A 14717-nucleotide genomic window follows, 5' to 3' on the forward strand; every position below is an offset into this window, starting at 1 on the left:
CGGGGCAAACGCAATGGATCCCGTTCGGCTCTGAGCGCTTGCTCGGACTTGGTCTCGCGATCGCCGCCGATAGCGTGATCGAACCGCAGGATTCGACTGGCGAAGGCTGGGCTCCTTGGCCGATCCGGGTCGGCATTGCTGCGCCCAAACATCAATGGCGACAACGAAGGCCTGAGCAGCGTCCGCTCAAACACATATTCGATAGCCGGCTGGTTTTCGATAATCGGTCGACCCCGTGCCACCCCAACAGTGATTCCATAATTAGCTAATCTGTTGCAGCCACAAAATTCGGTGCAGCGACGGTTCGCAACAGTTTTCAAAAAATGGAGCTAACACTGTTGATAGCCCTGCGTTTGTGCCAGGAATATTGGCGTGACGGCTGCCCACCGGTTGGCCGAAGGTAGGCTAAAGTCAGGCCGCAGCCGCAAACGTATTACGTTTGCCCTCCCATGGCGCATCTTTCCCAAGACACTGTGCATCTCGATGTCATCGACCGCTGGGGCAATATGGTATCCGCCACGCCATCTGGAGGCTGGCTGCAATCTACGCCTGTGATCCCCGGACTGGGCTTCGCACTCAATTCGCAAGCCCAGATGTTCTGGCTGAAGCCAGGACTCCCCATCTCGCTGGAGTCGGGGAAGCGACCGCTCAAGCGCACAATCAGCATTGGATGCCAGAGACAAGAGCGGCAGCGGCTGAAATGGCGTCCTGCTGCCATGGCCGCAGGTCCTGCCCGCGATAACTCTGGAAGACCGGCAGGAAGGGATCGTCGATATGGGTCTTGATGCCGGAGAGCTGTTCCATGACGGCGAGGCCGCAATAGGGCACGTAGGCTGCGGAATAACCGCCTTCGTGTGACATCACGAGACGGCCGCCGCACAGCTCGTCGGCCGTTTCCATCAGCATGCGTGTCATCTCGCGATAGGTATCGCTGTGAAGCATCATGCGGCCGAGCGGATCGGCGCCCGACCCGTCGAAACCGGAGGGCACTACGATGAGGTCCGGTTTGTAGGCTTTCAGCGCCGGCAACACGACCTGTTCAAACGCTGCAATATAGGCGCCATGGCCGCAGCCGGCCGGCAGCGGGATGTTGAGATTGTAACCGTAGCCGGCATCGGCACCCCGTTCCTCGCGATCGCCGCTGTCGTGCGGATAGAGCCGCTCTTGGTGCAGCGAGATGGTCAGAACACCGGGGTCCGTCCAGAAGGCGGCCTGCGTGCCGTTGCCGTGGTGCACGTCCCAGTCGACTGTCGCGACACGCTCGAAGCCATGCTTCTTGCGATTCTTCAGGATCGCCACCGGGACGTTGCCGAAGAGGCAGAAGCCCATGCCCTTGTCGCTTTCGGCATGATGGCCCGGCGGGCGCACGAGTGCATAGCCGTTGTCGATCTCGCCGGAGAGAACCTCGTCCATCAGCGCTGAGGTACCGCCGGCGGCAAGGCAGGCGATCTCGTAGCTTCCGCGGCCGAAGGGCGTGAGGTAGCTCGCATCGCCGCCGCGATCATCGCTCAGCGCGTTGATACGGCGGATGTAGTCGCGCGTGTGGAAGAGGGCGAGATCGTCCTCGCTCACGGGCGTCGACTTGACGCTGACGAGCTGCTCGGTGAGGCCGGAGACCTCCATGAGATTGCGGAAGCGCCGTTTCGTCTCAGCGTTTTCCGCATGTTCTCCGGGCTCGACGGTAAGCCCCGCCGGAAAGAACTGCGCGGCAGCACCCGTGTCATGCCAGAGATAGAGTTCGTGGAAGTTCCAGCCCGTCTTCATTGTCTGCTCCATTTCAATTGCCGTTTCGCCTCAACCGGCGAGGATCATCCGGGCGGCGCGCTCGGCGACCATGATGGTCGGTGCGTTCAGGTTGCCGGAAACCATTTTCGGGATGACGGATGCGTCTGCGACGCGGATGCCTTCGAGACCGCGGACCTTCAGCGTCGCGGGATCGGTGACGGCCATAGCGTCCGTGCCCATGCGGCAGCTCGACGACGGGTGGTAGAGCGTCGTCATATGGCTGCGGACATAGTTGGCTATCTCGTCGTCCGTCCTGCACTCCGCACTGGGGCTTACTTCGTAGTCGACGAGCTCCCGGATCGGCGACTGGCCCATGATGCGGCGGTTGATCTTGATGCCTTCCACCATGGTCGCAAGGTCGAGGCCTTCCGGATCGCTGACGAAATATTTAGGGTCGATCGACGGATATTCGATCGGGTTCGCCGAGCGCAATTTGATTTCGCCGCGGCTGTTTGGCCGCTGGAGAGTGGAATGCGTCGTGATGCCCGACTGGCCACCGAGAAAGCGGGCATAGTCGCGGTGCGGGCTGATCGCTCCGTAGAGCTGCAAATCGGGCTCGACGCCGAGCCGGCTGCACACATGACCGCCGGACGCGACCCAGGGCGAGGTGCGTATCCCGGTGCGCCGGTCGCGCCATTCCTCGAGGCTGTCGGCGATAATCTCGTCCGTCCAGGCGCCGATGCCGAGCGCTTCCTTGGTGTAGAAGGTGATCGGGATATTTAGGTGGTCCTGCAAATCCTTGCCGACGCCCGGAAGGTCATGAACGGGATTGATGCCGACGGCTTTCAGTTCGTCGGCGGGACCGATGCCCGATAGCATGAGGAGCTGGCACGACCCGATGGCCCCGGAGGAGAGAACGACCTCACTGTCCGCATCGGCCGTTTCCGGCACGCCATCGATGAGATACTTGACGCCCTTTACGCGGCCGTTCTCGATGATGAGCCCGGTGACGAGTACACCGGCCTTCATCGTCAGGTTGGGGCGTTCCAGCGCTGGACGCAAATAGGCTTTCCCGGTGCCCCAGCGTTCTCCGTTCTTGATGGTGAACTGAAAGAGGCCGACGCCTTCCTGCGTTACGCCGTTGTAGTCGGCATTGTAGGGATAGCCTGCAGCTTCCGCCGCCTCGATCCACATCCGCTCGTATCTGTCGACATAGGGCACGTTGCCGATGTGCAGGGGACCGTCATTGCCGTGGTAGGGACTGTCTTTGATGTCGGCATTGGCTTCGGACTGGAGGAAGACCGGGAAGACGTCCTTCCAGCCCCAGCCAGCGCACCCCATCGCTTCCCATGCGTCATAGTCGGAGGCCAGGCCGCGAATATAGATCATCGCGTTGAGGGCGCCCGAGCCGCCGATCATCTTGCCGCGCGGCCAGAAGATGCGGCGTCCGCGGCAGCCTGCCTGCGGCTCCGTGTAATAGCCCCAGTCCGATCCCGTGTTGAACATGGTCACCCAGTCGGACGGAATGTCGGAGGCCATGGGTGCCGCCCGTCCCGCCTCGAGCACGAGGACCTTGCGGTCAGGGTCGGCACTCAGCCGGTTTGCGAGCACGCAGCCGGCCGAGCCGGCGCCGATGATGATCGTGTCGAACATGATACTCCTCACTCCCCGGCCGCGGCCTGATTTTCCTGAAGTTTGGTCCCGGGGCCCGCAATATTGCGATGACGCAGCCAACGCGCGAGATCGCCGGCCCGGCCGACAAGGCCCTTCGGCATGAGCAGAATCGACAACGCTATGATGAGACCGAGGCCGAGCGTGCGGAACTCGCCCACTTCCCGCATCAACTCGTCCGCGCCGACCAGCACGATGGTGCCGACGAGCGGTCCCCAGAACGTACCCACGCCGCCGACGACCGTGATCGCTATGATGAACATCAGCTGCGACATCGACAGGATGCCCGGGCCGATGGCCTGGAAATGCGCGGCGTAGAAGCCCCCGGCAAGGCCGGTGAAGAAGGCCGAGATGCCGAACACCAGAAGCTGCGCCTGGAAGCGATTGACGCCCCGCGCCACCGCATAGCCCGGATTGTCCTTCAATGCCTTGAAGGCGAGCCCGATCGGGCTTTTGACAATGATGTAGGTGACGATCATCGTAACAGTGAAGAGGGTGGCGATGATCGCGTAGTTGCCGACCAGCCATTGGCCTTTCAAAAGCGCCCTCGTGCCGAGATCACCGAAGCGGGCGAAGCCGACGGCGCCGCCGGTGAACTGCCGGCATATCGAACCCACCATGGTGAAGCATTCGGTATCGGTGACGATCAGCAGATACATGGTCTGCGCGATCGCAAGGGTGAGCAGCGCGACGTAGACGCCGGTAAGACGAAGGCAGGCAAGCCCGACGACCAGAGAGAAGACGACGGTGGCAAGCGCGCCGGGCAGCAGTGCCGCCCAGACATTCCAGCCGAAGTAGAAGCAGATCATCGCGGTGACGTAGCCGCCAAAAGCGAACATCGCCATCTGGGCCAGCGAGAAGATGCCGGCAAAGCCGAACAGCAGGTTCCACTGCGAGGCGATGGTGGCATAGAACAGCGCCAGCACGATCTGGCCGAGCACGTAGCGGCTGTCGACCATGAAGGGCAGCGCCACGGCGGCTGTGATGAGCAGCAGGCTGACGAGGAGGTCGAGGCGGGCTGAGCCGGAAATGCCTTTGGATCTTGAAATCTGGGTCATGGCTGCCTCACATGCGACTGATCTGGACCCGGCCGAAGAAGCCGGCGGGTCGCCAGATCAGAACGGCGATCACGACGAAGAGCAGCGTCGGGAAACCCCAGCGCGCGCCTGCGACGTACTGGACGAAGGCTTCGAGCAGCGCGAGGCCGAAGGCGGCTGCGACCGCACCCGGCAGGTTGCCGAGGCCGGCGACCACGCACATGATGAAGGCTTTCAGCATGGGGTCGTTGCCGAGCGGTGGTGATAGCTGCGTCATGGAACTCACCATCACGCCGCAGACGCCGGCAATGGCGCCCGACAGCACTAGCACCTGGAAATAGACGCGGTTGACGGCGACGCCCATCAGCTGCGCGGCGTCGCGGTTCTGCGCCGTCGCGCGGATGGCGCGGCCCATGCGCGTTCGGCCCAGCAGCAGCGCAATGACCGCCATCAGCACTATGACGACGAAGACGATCAGCATGTTCTGGTAGGGCAGGCTGACCGGCCCGAGGACGAGCGATCCCGTTGCCGAGATCGGCTGCTTCAGCGGCTGGCCGCCGTAGGTGAGCAGGATGGTGTTTTCGAGTGCGATGCCGATGCCGACAGTGGCGATCATGACGTTGGATTCGAACGTCGCCTTGTCGTTCTTCAACAGGTTGCGCACGATCAGGATGTAGAGCAACCCGCCGGCAATGGCGCCGACGACGATGGCGCCCGTGAAGCCGACGAAGACCGGCAGGCCGAGCGCGGTGGAGAACGTATAGGCCGAATAACCTCCGAGCGTCAGCATGGCGGCATGCGCCATGTTCAACATGCCCATCGAGCCCCAGACAAGGGACAGACCGACGGTCGCGAGCGCGTAGAGCGCACCCGTCGTGAAGCCGGCAATGAGGATGGCGATGAGGGTGTCGAGCATGATCGTCAGCCTCCGAGATAGGTTGTCAGGAGCTCGTCACGGGCGAGAAGTTCGGCGGGTGGGCCGGACCACACGATCGCGCCGTCGTCGAGCAGGTGGAGGTGGTTCGCAAGATCGGCGACGCGGGCCGGGTTTTCCTCCACGAGAAGGATGGTGCGCCCACTCTTCGAGAGTTCCGCGATGACGCCGTAGATCTGCTCGATGATGAGGGGTGCTAAGCCAAGCGAAGGTTCGTCGATCAGGAGGATTTGCCCGCCCATCATAAGGCCGCGCCCGATGCCGACCATGCGGCGCTCGCCGCCGGAAAGCGACGAGGCGATCTGGTTGCGCCGGTCGGAAAGCTTTGGCAGGAGCGCGTAGACTTCGTCGAGCCGGCGATCGATCTCCGCCTTCGACGGCGCAAGGTAAGCGCCCATCAGCAGGTTTTCCAGAACGCTCATCTCCGGGAATAGCATGTCGCCCTGTGGCACATGGGCAATTCCGAGCGCGGCGATCGCGTGCGGCTTGGCGAGCGTCGGCCCGCCATTGATGCTGATCGCGCCGGACGTCAGCGGCACGAGGCCGGAAATCGTCTTGAGCAGCGTCGACTTGCCATGGCCGTTGGGGCCGACCACGGTAATGAAATCACCGGCCGCGACGTCGAACGAGATGCCCTTGAGGACTTTCAGCTCACTGTAGCCGGAGACCACGTTGGCGAGCCTGAGAAGGGGCGGTTTGGCAGCATTGCTCATGCCTGCACCTCGCCTTCCGAGAAAAACGTCTTGAGACGTTTGCGCGTGCCCTCGCCGAGATAGGTCTCGACGACGACCGGGTCTTCCGCAACCTCGTTCGGAGGCCCTTCGAAGATCTTCTTGCCGTGATGCATGATGAGGACTCGGCTGGAGAGTGCCAGCAGGAAACGCATGACGTGTTCGATGAGCACGACGGTGAGGCCGCCCGCCTTCAGCCGTTCCACGAGCCCGATGATATGGTCGATTTCGGTCGTGTTGAGCCCGCCGACCGGCTCGTCTAGGAAGAGCAGCTTTGGCTTGGTGGCGATCGCACCTGCAATCATCAGGAGCTTGCGGTCGAGCACCGGCAGCTGCGCCACGGGCGCATCCGCCTTGTCGGCAAGGCCGACGAAGGCGAGCGCTTCGTCCGTCTGCTCGCGCACGTCCTTGCCGAGTTTGAGGCCGGGAATTGTGCGGCGGCTGCGGCCGAAATAGGCGGCGATGTCGATGTTCTCGCGCACCGTCAGGCTTTCGAAGGCGGCGTTCAGCTGAAATGTGCGGGCGATGCCGTACTGGCATACCCTGTCCGCCCCGAGCCCGGAAATATCGTGGCCATCGAAGACGATCCGGCCTTCCGTAGCCGGCGTCACGCCCGTCACCACGTCGAAGAAGGTCGTCTTGCCTGCGCCGTTCGGGCCGCCGATGCCGACGATCTCGCCTGGGTTCACCGTCAGCGCCATGCCGTCGACCGCAGAAAGCGAGCCGAAGCGCTTCACGACGTTTTCGCATTCCAGCAAGGGTGTCCTGCCGTTTTCCATGATCCGCTCCTTCCTTCATCGGCATCGGCCGGTTGTCCCGGCCGATGCGCAGGTCCAGCGTCCTGACGGTCTGCCTACTTGATCCAGGGCGGCAACAGGAACTCATCGGTCGCATAGAGCACCGGGGCGATGAGCTTGGGATCGGTCTTGTAGTCCTGGTGCTGCAGGAACTGGTGCGGCATGCCGAGCGACGGGTCGGCGACCTGCGTCGGGTAGCAATAGGCCGACTGGCCCGCTGGGTCGGCGCGGTAGGTGCCGTTGACGCCGCGATAGACATTGCGCCGCATCACGGCGGCAACCTTGCCCACCTGCTCCTTGTTGAAGGGCTCGCCGGGACCGCCGGCGATCGCCGCAGCGATAGCCCACATCCAGAGACCGTCATAGGTCTGCGAGCCGGTGATGTAGGCCGAAGTCGGTCCGAATTTCGCGCGATAGGATTCGCGATACGGCTTCGAAAACTCGTCCGGCAGGCAGCCGACAACGGTCGAATAGATGACGCCGTCGATATTCTGGCCGCCGATCTCGCGGAAGGCGGGAAGCGACGGGCCGTACTGCATGTAGACCAGGCTGTTTGTCGGCTGCGCGAGGAACTGCACCATGAATTGGGCCAGATCCTGCGGCAGGAAGTGGGTGACGATGATCGCCGCCGGCGGATCCTGGCGCAGCTTGGCGAGCGTCGGGCCCCACTGGTTCGTCGGGAAGGGCACGGTCTCGAACAGGCTCACTTCGAAGCCGAAATCCTTGGCCTGATCGCGGATTGCATTGGCGATGACGATCGAATATTCGTTGGCCGAGGGAATGATGGCGATCTTCTTGTTCGGCGCGGTCCACTTGCCGCCTTCCGAAAGCGTCTTCAGGAAGTTGAGGCAGCCGGGGCCGTACCAGAATTCCGGCGGATCGCCCTGGAAGGAGCCGTAGTACCGCTCCGGATCGGTCTTGAACTTCTCATTGTGCGAGATGAGCGTGTTGTAGTGCATCATGATGATGTCGTTGTCGGCAGCGACATCCATCTCGATCATGTTGGTGCCGAGGTTGTAGCCGTTAATGATCGCCGGCGTGTTGTAGCGGTCGACAAGGCGCTGCATCGCCTGCGAAACCAGGTCGGCGCCCTGCTCCTTGGTGTCCTCGATGTGAAGCTCTATCTGCCGACCGAGAATGCCGCCCGCGGCGTTGATTTCCGCTGCGGCCAGTTCGAGCCCGTTCTTGAACTCGATGCCGTCTGCAGCGGCGAACCCGGACATCGGCAGCGCCGCGCCGACGTGGATGGTCTCGCCGCCCTGCGCCATGGCGGACTTGTTCATGTCTGCAAGGAGCATCCCGCCGGCTGCGCCGGCTCCCAGAGCTCCCTGAAGCATTGCACGTCTATTCATCATAACGGTTACCCCTTTTATGGTTGGTTGTGTTCGTCATGCGTCGATCGGTGCTTACCTGGAGAAAATTACCTCCAGGCTGGCAGCTGCGGAAAGAACGCGGGCGTCATCGCCCCGCGCTCCAATGATCTGGAAGCCGATAGGAAGGCCCGCTGCGGTGAGGCCGCAGGGCACGACGCAGGCTGGTTGCTGGCTGAGGTTGATAGGGAAGGCGAATCCGGCCCATTCGGTCCAGCGGCCGAACGCGCTTTCTGCCGGAACCTCAAGCCCCGCATCGAACGCCGGCAGTGCCGTTCCGGGCGAAACGAGGAAATCGTACTCGACGAGCAGGAGATCCATCGCTGCGCCGTATTCCGCTCGTCTTCCCTGCGCCAGAACGAGATCCGTCGAGCTGTAGGCGGCACCGGCGCGAGCGACCTCCAGAAAGCCGGGATCGATGGCCTTGCGGTCGGCATCGGGGATCGTGGAGAGGCGCGCGGCCGCACCCGTGAACCAATGATGGTGAAAGAGGTCGAGTAGATTGTCCGCCGGCAGGTCGACCGGCTGCACGATCGCGCCTGTGGCCGACAATCTGGCGACTGCGGCATCCACGACGCCGGCAACCTCCGGATCGAGCGTTCCGGAAGCCGGCTTCGACCAGTAGCCGATACGCTTGCCTGAGAGGTCGATCGGCACTTCGTGGTCAAGCGGTGCCAGTTTTCCAGCACCTTGGCTCCAGTCCCGCAGATCCCGGCCGGACATCGTCTTCAGCATGGTTGCGGCATCGGCTGCACTTCTAGCCATCGGCCCGATATGGGCGACCGTGCCGAAGGCGCTCAGCGGGTGGGCCGGAACCCGACCGAAGGTAGGCTTGTGGCCTACAATGCCGGTAAAGGACGCCGGAATGCGGATCGACCCGCCGCCATCTGTGCCCAGATGGAAGACACCAGCGCCGACGGCTGCGGCAACGGCCGCCCCACCGGAGGAACCGCCTGGTGTCTTCGCCTTATTCCAGGGGTTGCGGGTTGCGCCGAAGAGCGCGCTGTCGGTGACCGCCTTCCAGCCGAACTCCGGAGTGGTGGTCTGCGCGATGAAGACCGCGCCCGCCTTGCGCAGCCGAGCGACGGAGGGCGCGTCTTCCGCGTAAGGCTGCGCCGGCGTGGTGGTGCTGCCGTAGCGCACGCTCCAGCCTTCCACCCAAACGATATCCTTCAGTGTGGTCGGAACGCCGTCGACCTCGGAAAGGGATGCGCCATCCTTCCAGCGCCGCTCGGAGGCGGCAGCGGCAGCAAGCGCTCCATCCCGATCGATATGGGTAAAGGCGTTGAGATCGATATTGACCTCTTCCGCGCGGTCCATCGCGGCCTTGGCGACCTCGACCGGCGAAAGGGAGCGCGTGCGATAGGCCTTTGCCAGCACAGCGGCATCCATGCGGCACAGCTCGCCCGCTCCTTCGAGAGGGTTGTGAAAAGGCATTCTGTCGTTCCCCTGGCCTTGCCCGATCTGCGGCAGGCCTACTTTGTTGGGGAGCAGACTGGACCTTTCCTTCGCTTTCACAAAATGTATTCTCTCACATAAGTTTCTACATTTTATGGAACAAACCGCCGATGAACCTGACGATCCGGCAACTGCGCTATGTCTGCGAAGTGGCAAGCCTAGGCAGCGTGCACGCCGCGTCGAAGGCGCTGCACATCTCCCAGTCGTCCATCCTCGCCGCGATTACACTTGCCGAAGGTGAAATGGGCGCACGCATCTTCGAGCGGCGGCCGGCGCGCGGCGTCCAGATCACGCCTGCCGGCGAACGCTTCATCAGCGCTGCCCGCATCATGCTGTCAGCTTCCACGGAATTCGATCGAGCGATCGGTGACCTTGCGGACCGCGTGCCAAAGGTTCTGCGCATCGGCTGTTTCGAGCCGTTCGGCGCACTCTTCATGCCCGAAATGCTGCGGATGTATGTCGACAATGTCGGCGACGTTGAGATCGACCTTGTCGAGGGCGATCAGGTGCGGTTACAGACTTGGCTTGCGGAAGGCATCATCGATCTTGCGATCCTCTACGACATCGGCCCGATCACCACCGGCACGATGACGAAGATCTGCAAGGTTCCGGCCCATGCGGTGCTGCATGTCGACGATCCGCTCGCGGCGCGGGAGGCGGTCTGGCTTTCCGACATCGCGACACGGCCCTTCGTGCTGCTCGATATGCCGCAGACGGCAACATACCTGCTCACGCTCTTCGATATTCTCGCAAAGCGGCCCGAGGTGCGCTTTCACACACGATCCTATGAAACCGTACGCTCGGCGGTCGCCTCCGGCTTCGGCATGTCCATCCTCAATATGCGCCCCATCGGCCGGGCGACCGTGGACGGTCAGACGATCATTCGCCGCCCAATCCTCGATGAATTGCCACCGCCGACGTTGATTGTCCTCGATCTGTACGGAAGTTCCAAACCCCTTTTCGTTCGGCTTTTTATTGAAATATTGCGTCGATTTTTCAAAGAGATCGGGCCATCGCGCTTTTCCGTGACGATAAAGGAACGCGAAGACGCGCTGTTGTTCGGCTGACTGTGAACGACGGTAGGTCTATAGTGAAGCACTGTGCTGGTCGTCAGTTGGATCACGGAAAATTCAGCTTCGAGAGAAGGCAGCAGCCCTCCGAGAACCACGTCCCTGAAAAGTACTCAGCTATCAAGCCGTCGAACACCTCGAGCACTGCGTCGCTGATGGCCTTGCCGACGGAGGCAAACGCAATTGATGCCGTTCGGCTGTGGGCGCTTGCGCGGAGTTGGCGCGATTGCTGGCAGGACCGACGAGAGAGCGACCAGACGGAACTGTGTCACGAAAGTTTTCGGCGCAACCTCACGACCGCCGCCAAAAGGATTCACCGATTGGCGGATGTGAACTCCATCGTGTAGACGGTACCAGCAATGCCGTTTGCAAGGCTCGAAGCGAGTTCCAAAGGCACGCAACTTCCCACTGCCTTGGTTGCAGCATCGACAAATGTCTTCCGGTCCTGCTCACTACCTTGGACATTGACGGCGGTAGTTTTCGGTGGACCGATCAGGCTACCATCACGTTTGAAGCTGAAGCTCAACGTGACGGATGCGCCCGAAATACCCGTTGGAGGTGACCAACAGGCTTGAAGCGCTTCACCGACATCATCCATAGTCTTCAGCGGCTCGGCATGAGCTTGCCCGAGCGCTCCGGCCAAGGCACTTCCTGCGGCGACAATCAGCACAACCAACTTCTTCATTGTGAACATCCTGATCTTCCCTCTGGTGAACCCATGATGTCGACACCCAACCAAACGGCCAGTGTCGCCCGACCTTGGCAGTAGCGTCCGGGGAGGTCCGCAGCATGCGCAACTGCGACTTCAGAAGGGTCGCTAATAAAGTCTGCTCCACTACTGGCGGCCTCGGGACAAAAATCATTGTTTACGCTGTTTGGTAGAACGGCACTGAAGCGGCAGGACGTATGTTGGTCAGACTGCCATTGTAGTGGCGCAGCAGGTAAGGCTTCGGCGGGTACTCGGCGCAAGCGTCTTCGTTGATATCGATGCCCAGACCTGGCGTTGTTGGAATGACCATATGCCCGTCCCTGATGACGACATGTTCGCGCACAATCTCCGAGCGCCATGACACGTCGGACACCATGGTTTCTAGCCAGGCAAAATTGGGCGTAGAGGCGGCGACATGCAGCGTCATGGCATTGGCGATTGGCCCCAACGGGTTATGCGGGCAGATCGGCAGATATTGGGCGTGGGCGATTGCAGCAATGCGCCTGGCTTCGGCAAGACCACCGACATGGCTGACGTCGGGTTGCAGATAGTCGACGGCGTGCGCCGCAATCAGCTCCTGGAAGCGCTGGATTTCATAATAGCGCTCGCCGGCCGCAATAGGCACAGGTGACTTGGAGCGAACGTCGGCGAGTGCCGGTATGGATTCGGGTGGGATTGGCTCCTCAAACCAGTAGGGGCGGAACGGAGCCAGATCCTTGGCGACAGAGATAGCTGTCGAGACATCGAACCGTCCATGACCTTCGATCATGAGTTCGACATCGAGGCCAACGGCAGCGCGGACCGCCTCCACTATACCGATCGCGCGCATTCGCTCGGTCCGCTCCAGGCGCAGGTAGTTTTGACCGAACGGATCCCATTTGAGGGCGCGCCAACCTTGGGCGACGATAAGGCGTGCTTTTTCGGCGAAGTCTTCGGCGGTACGCGCGCCGGCAAACCAGGCATTTCCGTACACCGGCACGCAGTCTCGCTGCTTGCCGCCGAGCAGCTCGTAAACCGGCACGCCAAGGGCTTTACCCTTGAGATCGAGCAGGGCCGCCTCGATGGCGGCGATGGCGCTGCGGATCACCACGCCGGTGCGCCAATAGCTGTCGCGGCTGAGGAGCTCTACTGTCGCATCAGTAGCGAATGGGTCGCGTCCGAGAAGCAGGGGCTCGAATTCGCCGATTGCATGCGCGACGGCTTGTTCGCGATGTTCGACCGTGCCTTCTCCGACGCCATATGTGCCATCATCGGCAATGATCTTCACGAAGACATAGTTGGCGCGATAGGCGTCAACAACGAAGGTCTTGACGGTCTCGATCTTCATTGAAACTCTGCTTTTTTCATTTGCTGGACGAGATCGCGACAGGCGCTCTCGCAATGGGCCCGCGTGATCGCCACGGCGTCGGCGATCGAGCGGCGTTCGATGGCGTCAACCAGAGCCGTGTGCTCCTCGCGGATGGTCACGATGCGATCGTCGCCGAAACCGAAGCGGAAGCGCAGCGCCAGCACCAGCTCCCAGCCCTGTTCGAGAATGCGAAGCGCCTCGGGATTGTCTGCGGCAGTGTTGATAGTGCGGTGCAGGCGGGCGTTGGAAGCAAGCATCGCCTGCACGTCACCGGCGTTGCTCGCCGTTTCATAGTCCGCCGCAGCGGTTCGGATAGCGTCGATATCGTCAGCATCTAGCCGTTCAACCGCAGCTGAGACCAACATCTGCTCGAGGGCCGAACGGATGTCGTACATATTGCGTACGAAGCGGATATCCACTCCACGTACCACCGCGCCCTTATGCGCATGCAGTTCTACCAGGCCTTCGCCGGCCAATTCGCGCACCGCCTCCCTGATCGGGATGGCGCTGATCTCGTATCGATCGGTCAGTTCCTGCAGCTTTATGCGCGACCCAGGGAGCAACACGCCCACGAGAATATCCAGCCGTATGGAGGCCTTCACCCGGGCGGTGGTGGTTTCCGACATGGACGTTTTTCGGTCATCAGGATTGGGCATCGATTACTCCGCAGCGGCGGGACAGGACAAATGGCGACGATCTGTTGAGATCATCACACTTACGAACGACCTAACACGCCAATAAAATCTGATCAAATATATTCTATCTTGAAATATGATCAAATATACAGTTTATAGAAAACCGCACCGTCGGGAGGAATGACGGCGCTTCAGCCGTCGGTCAGAGAGGAGTCCTGCCATGTCGTTATCTATGTCCCGCCGCAAAGTCCTGCAGCTGGGGGCCGGTGCCGCAATGGGTGCTGTGGCCATGCCTTACATTGCGCGGGGTGCAACCCCCGTAATGATCAATTTCGGTGACCACAACGCCGTGGATTCGGTGCTGAGCAACACCGTCCTGCAGTTCAAGAACGCGGTGGAAACTGCCAGCGCCGGGGAGATCACCGTGCGCCATTATCCGGCCGCACAACTGGGCAGCCAGCGCGAATTGCTGGAGCAGGTCAAGCTCGGAACCCTGCAAATGTGTTTTGGCGATCCGCCCTATTTATCGAACCTGGTGCCGCAATATGCCGTGATGGACTTGCCCTTCGTGTTCCGAGACTGGGAACACGTAGAGCGCGTGGTCGATGGCGACGTCGCAAGAACCCTGGGTGACGCGCTGGTCGCCAGCCAAGGTCTTCGTCCGCTGTCCTGGCTGCATATCGGGTTCCGCGACATGATGACGATAGACAAGCCGGTTACTGCAATCGGCGATTTTTCCGGCCTGAAGTTCCGCTCCCCCGAGGTCGCGAGCTTCGTGGAAATGTTCAAGGCGCTCGGTGCCACACCAGTGCCAGTTCCGTGGGGCGAGGTCTATCCGGCGATGAAGACCGGGCTGGTCGATGGCGTAGAAACCACGCCCGAAGGCATGATCAACAGCAAGCTCTATGAAGTTGGCAAATACGTCACGCAGACCCAGCACATCAATACTGTCGGATCGCCCATCGTATCGGAGAGTTTCTGGACGGGTCTTACCTCCGAGCAGCAGGCAACGATCTCCAAGGCAATCATGACCGCGACCCTATGGGAGCGCGAGGAGATGAAGAGGGCCAACGCCGCCGCGACCGTGCAACTGAAGGAAAACGGGCTCGAACTGCTTCAGGTCGACCGTGAAGAGCTGCGGAAAGCTGTTGAGCCGGTATGGGGCCGGCTAACCGGCAAGACTGCAGGCGCCAGCAATCTTGTTGCCCTTATCCAAGCCGCTTGAAGACTTG

General features: G+C 61.5%; 13 protein-coding genes and 1 pseudogene. 3 read left to right on the forward strand and 11 right to left on the reverse strand.

Annotation, left to right across the window (positions count from 1 at the left end):
* Window positions 1–443: 443 nt before the first annotated feature.
* A pseudogene (locus tag BM413_RS22570) lies at window positions 444–647 on the forward strand (gamma-glutamyltransferase); the annotation flags it as partial.
* A 13-nt stretch (window positions 648–660) separates the two neighbouring features.
* On the opposite strand, the gene BM413_RS22575 reads toward BM413_RS22570, so the two are convergent.
* The 8 genes from BM413_RS22575 to BM413_RS22610 form a co-directional block, all read right to left on the reverse strand.
* Window positions 661–1764, reverse strand: a complete 1104-nt coding sequence (locus BM413_RS22575; protein WP_091917112.1) for a class II histone deacetylase — start codon at window positions 1762–1764, stop codon at window positions 661–663.
* A 30-nt stretch (window positions 1765–1794) separates the two neighbouring features.
* The gene (locus BM413_RS22580; protein ID WP_091917113.1) at window positions 1795–3378 is read right to left on the reverse strand and encodes a GMC family oxidoreductase; all 1584 of its coding nucleotides are present in this window, start codon (window positions 3376–3378) and stop codon (window positions 1795–1797) included.
* An 8-nt stretch (window positions 3379–3386) separates the two neighbouring features.
* The gene (locus tag BM413_RS22585; protein ID WP_091917114.1) at window positions 3387–4454 is read right to left on the reverse strand and encodes a branched-chain amino acid ABC transporter permease; all 1068 of its coding nucleotides are present in this window, start codon (window positions 4452–4454) and stop codon (window positions 3387–3389) included.
* A gap of 7 nt (window positions 4455–4461) precedes the next feature.
* Complete coding sequence (locus tag BM413_RS22590) at window positions 4462–5349, reverse strand: branched-chain amino acid ABC transporter permease (protein ID WP_091917115.1); 888 nt, start codon at window positions 5347–5349, stop codon at window positions 4462–4464.
* A gap of 5 nt (window positions 5350–5354) precedes the next feature.
* Window positions 5355–6080, reverse strand: coding sequence for an ABC transporter ATP-binding protein (locus tag BM413_RS22595; protein ID WP_091917116.1), 726 nt, complete (start codon window positions 6078–6080; stop codon window positions 5355–5357).
* Complete coding sequence (locus BM413_RS22600; RefSeq protein ID WP_091917117.1) at window positions 6077–6877, reverse strand: ABC transporter ATP-binding protein; 801 nt, start codon at window positions 6875–6877, stop codon at window positions 6077–6079. Before BM413_RS22600 ends, BM413_RS22595 begins: the two co-directional genes overlap by 4 nt.
* A gap of 74 nt (window positions 6878–6951) precedes the next feature.
* Complete coding sequence (locus tag BM413_RS22605; protein WP_244537969.1) at window positions 6952–8178, reverse strand: ABC transporter substrate-binding protein; 1227 nt, start codon at window positions 8176–8178, stop codon at window positions 6952–6954.
* 123 nt (window positions 8179–8301) lie between these two features.
* Window positions 8302–9702 carry an amidase gene (locus BM413_RS22610; RefSeq protein WP_091917119.1) on the reverse strand — a complete coding sequence of 467 codons (1401 nt, stop codon included), beginning with the start codon at window positions 9700–9702 and terminating at the stop codon, window positions 8302–8304.
* Between the two features lie 131 nt (window positions 9703–9833).
* On the opposite strand from BM413_RS22610, the gene BM413_RS22615 reads away from it, so the two are divergent.
* A complete protein-coding gene (locus tag BM413_RS22615) occupies window positions 9834–10790 on the forward strand; it encodes a LysR family transcriptional regulator (RefSeq protein ID WP_091917120.1) in 957 nt (318 codons plus the stop codon).
* 316 nt (window positions 10791–11106) lie between these two features.
* Here BM413_RS22615 and BM413_RS22620 read toward each other — a convergent pair whose 3' ends face one another.
* The 3 genes from BM413_RS22620 to BM413_RS22630 form a co-directional block, all read right to left on the reverse strand.
* A complete protein-coding gene (locus BM413_RS22620; RefSeq protein ID WP_091917138.1) occupies window positions 11107–11478 on the reverse strand; it encodes a hypothetical protein in 372 nt (123 codons plus the stop codon).
* 181 nt (window positions 11479–11659) lie between these two features.
* Entirely contained in the window at window positions 11660–12829 is a 1170-nt protein-coding gene (locus BM413_RS22625) for a mandelate racemase/muconate lactonizing enzyme family protein (RefSeq protein ID WP_091917121.1), read from the reverse strand.
* A complete protein-coding gene (locus tag BM413_RS22630; RefSeq protein ID WP_091917122.1) occupies window positions 12826–13506 on the reverse strand; it encodes a GntR family transcriptional regulator in 681 nt (226 codons plus the stop codon). Before BM413_RS22630 ends, BM413_RS22625 begins: the two co-directional genes overlap by 4 nt.
* A gap of 199 nt (window positions 13507–13705) precedes the next feature.
* On the opposite strand from BM413_RS22630, the gene BM413_RS22635 reads away from it, so the two are divergent.
* A complete protein-coding gene (locus BM413_RS22635; protein WP_091917123.1) occupies window positions 13706–14710 on the forward strand; it encodes a TRAP transporter substrate-binding protein in 1005 nt (334 codons plus the stop codon).
* The last annotated feature ends 7 nt before the right edge of the window (window positions 14711–14717 follow it).

The organism is Mesorhizobium sp. YR577 (assembly GCF_900116595.1).
GTDB lineage: Bacteria > Pseudomonadota > Alphaproteobacteria > Rhizobiales > Rhizobiaceae > Mesorhizobium_M.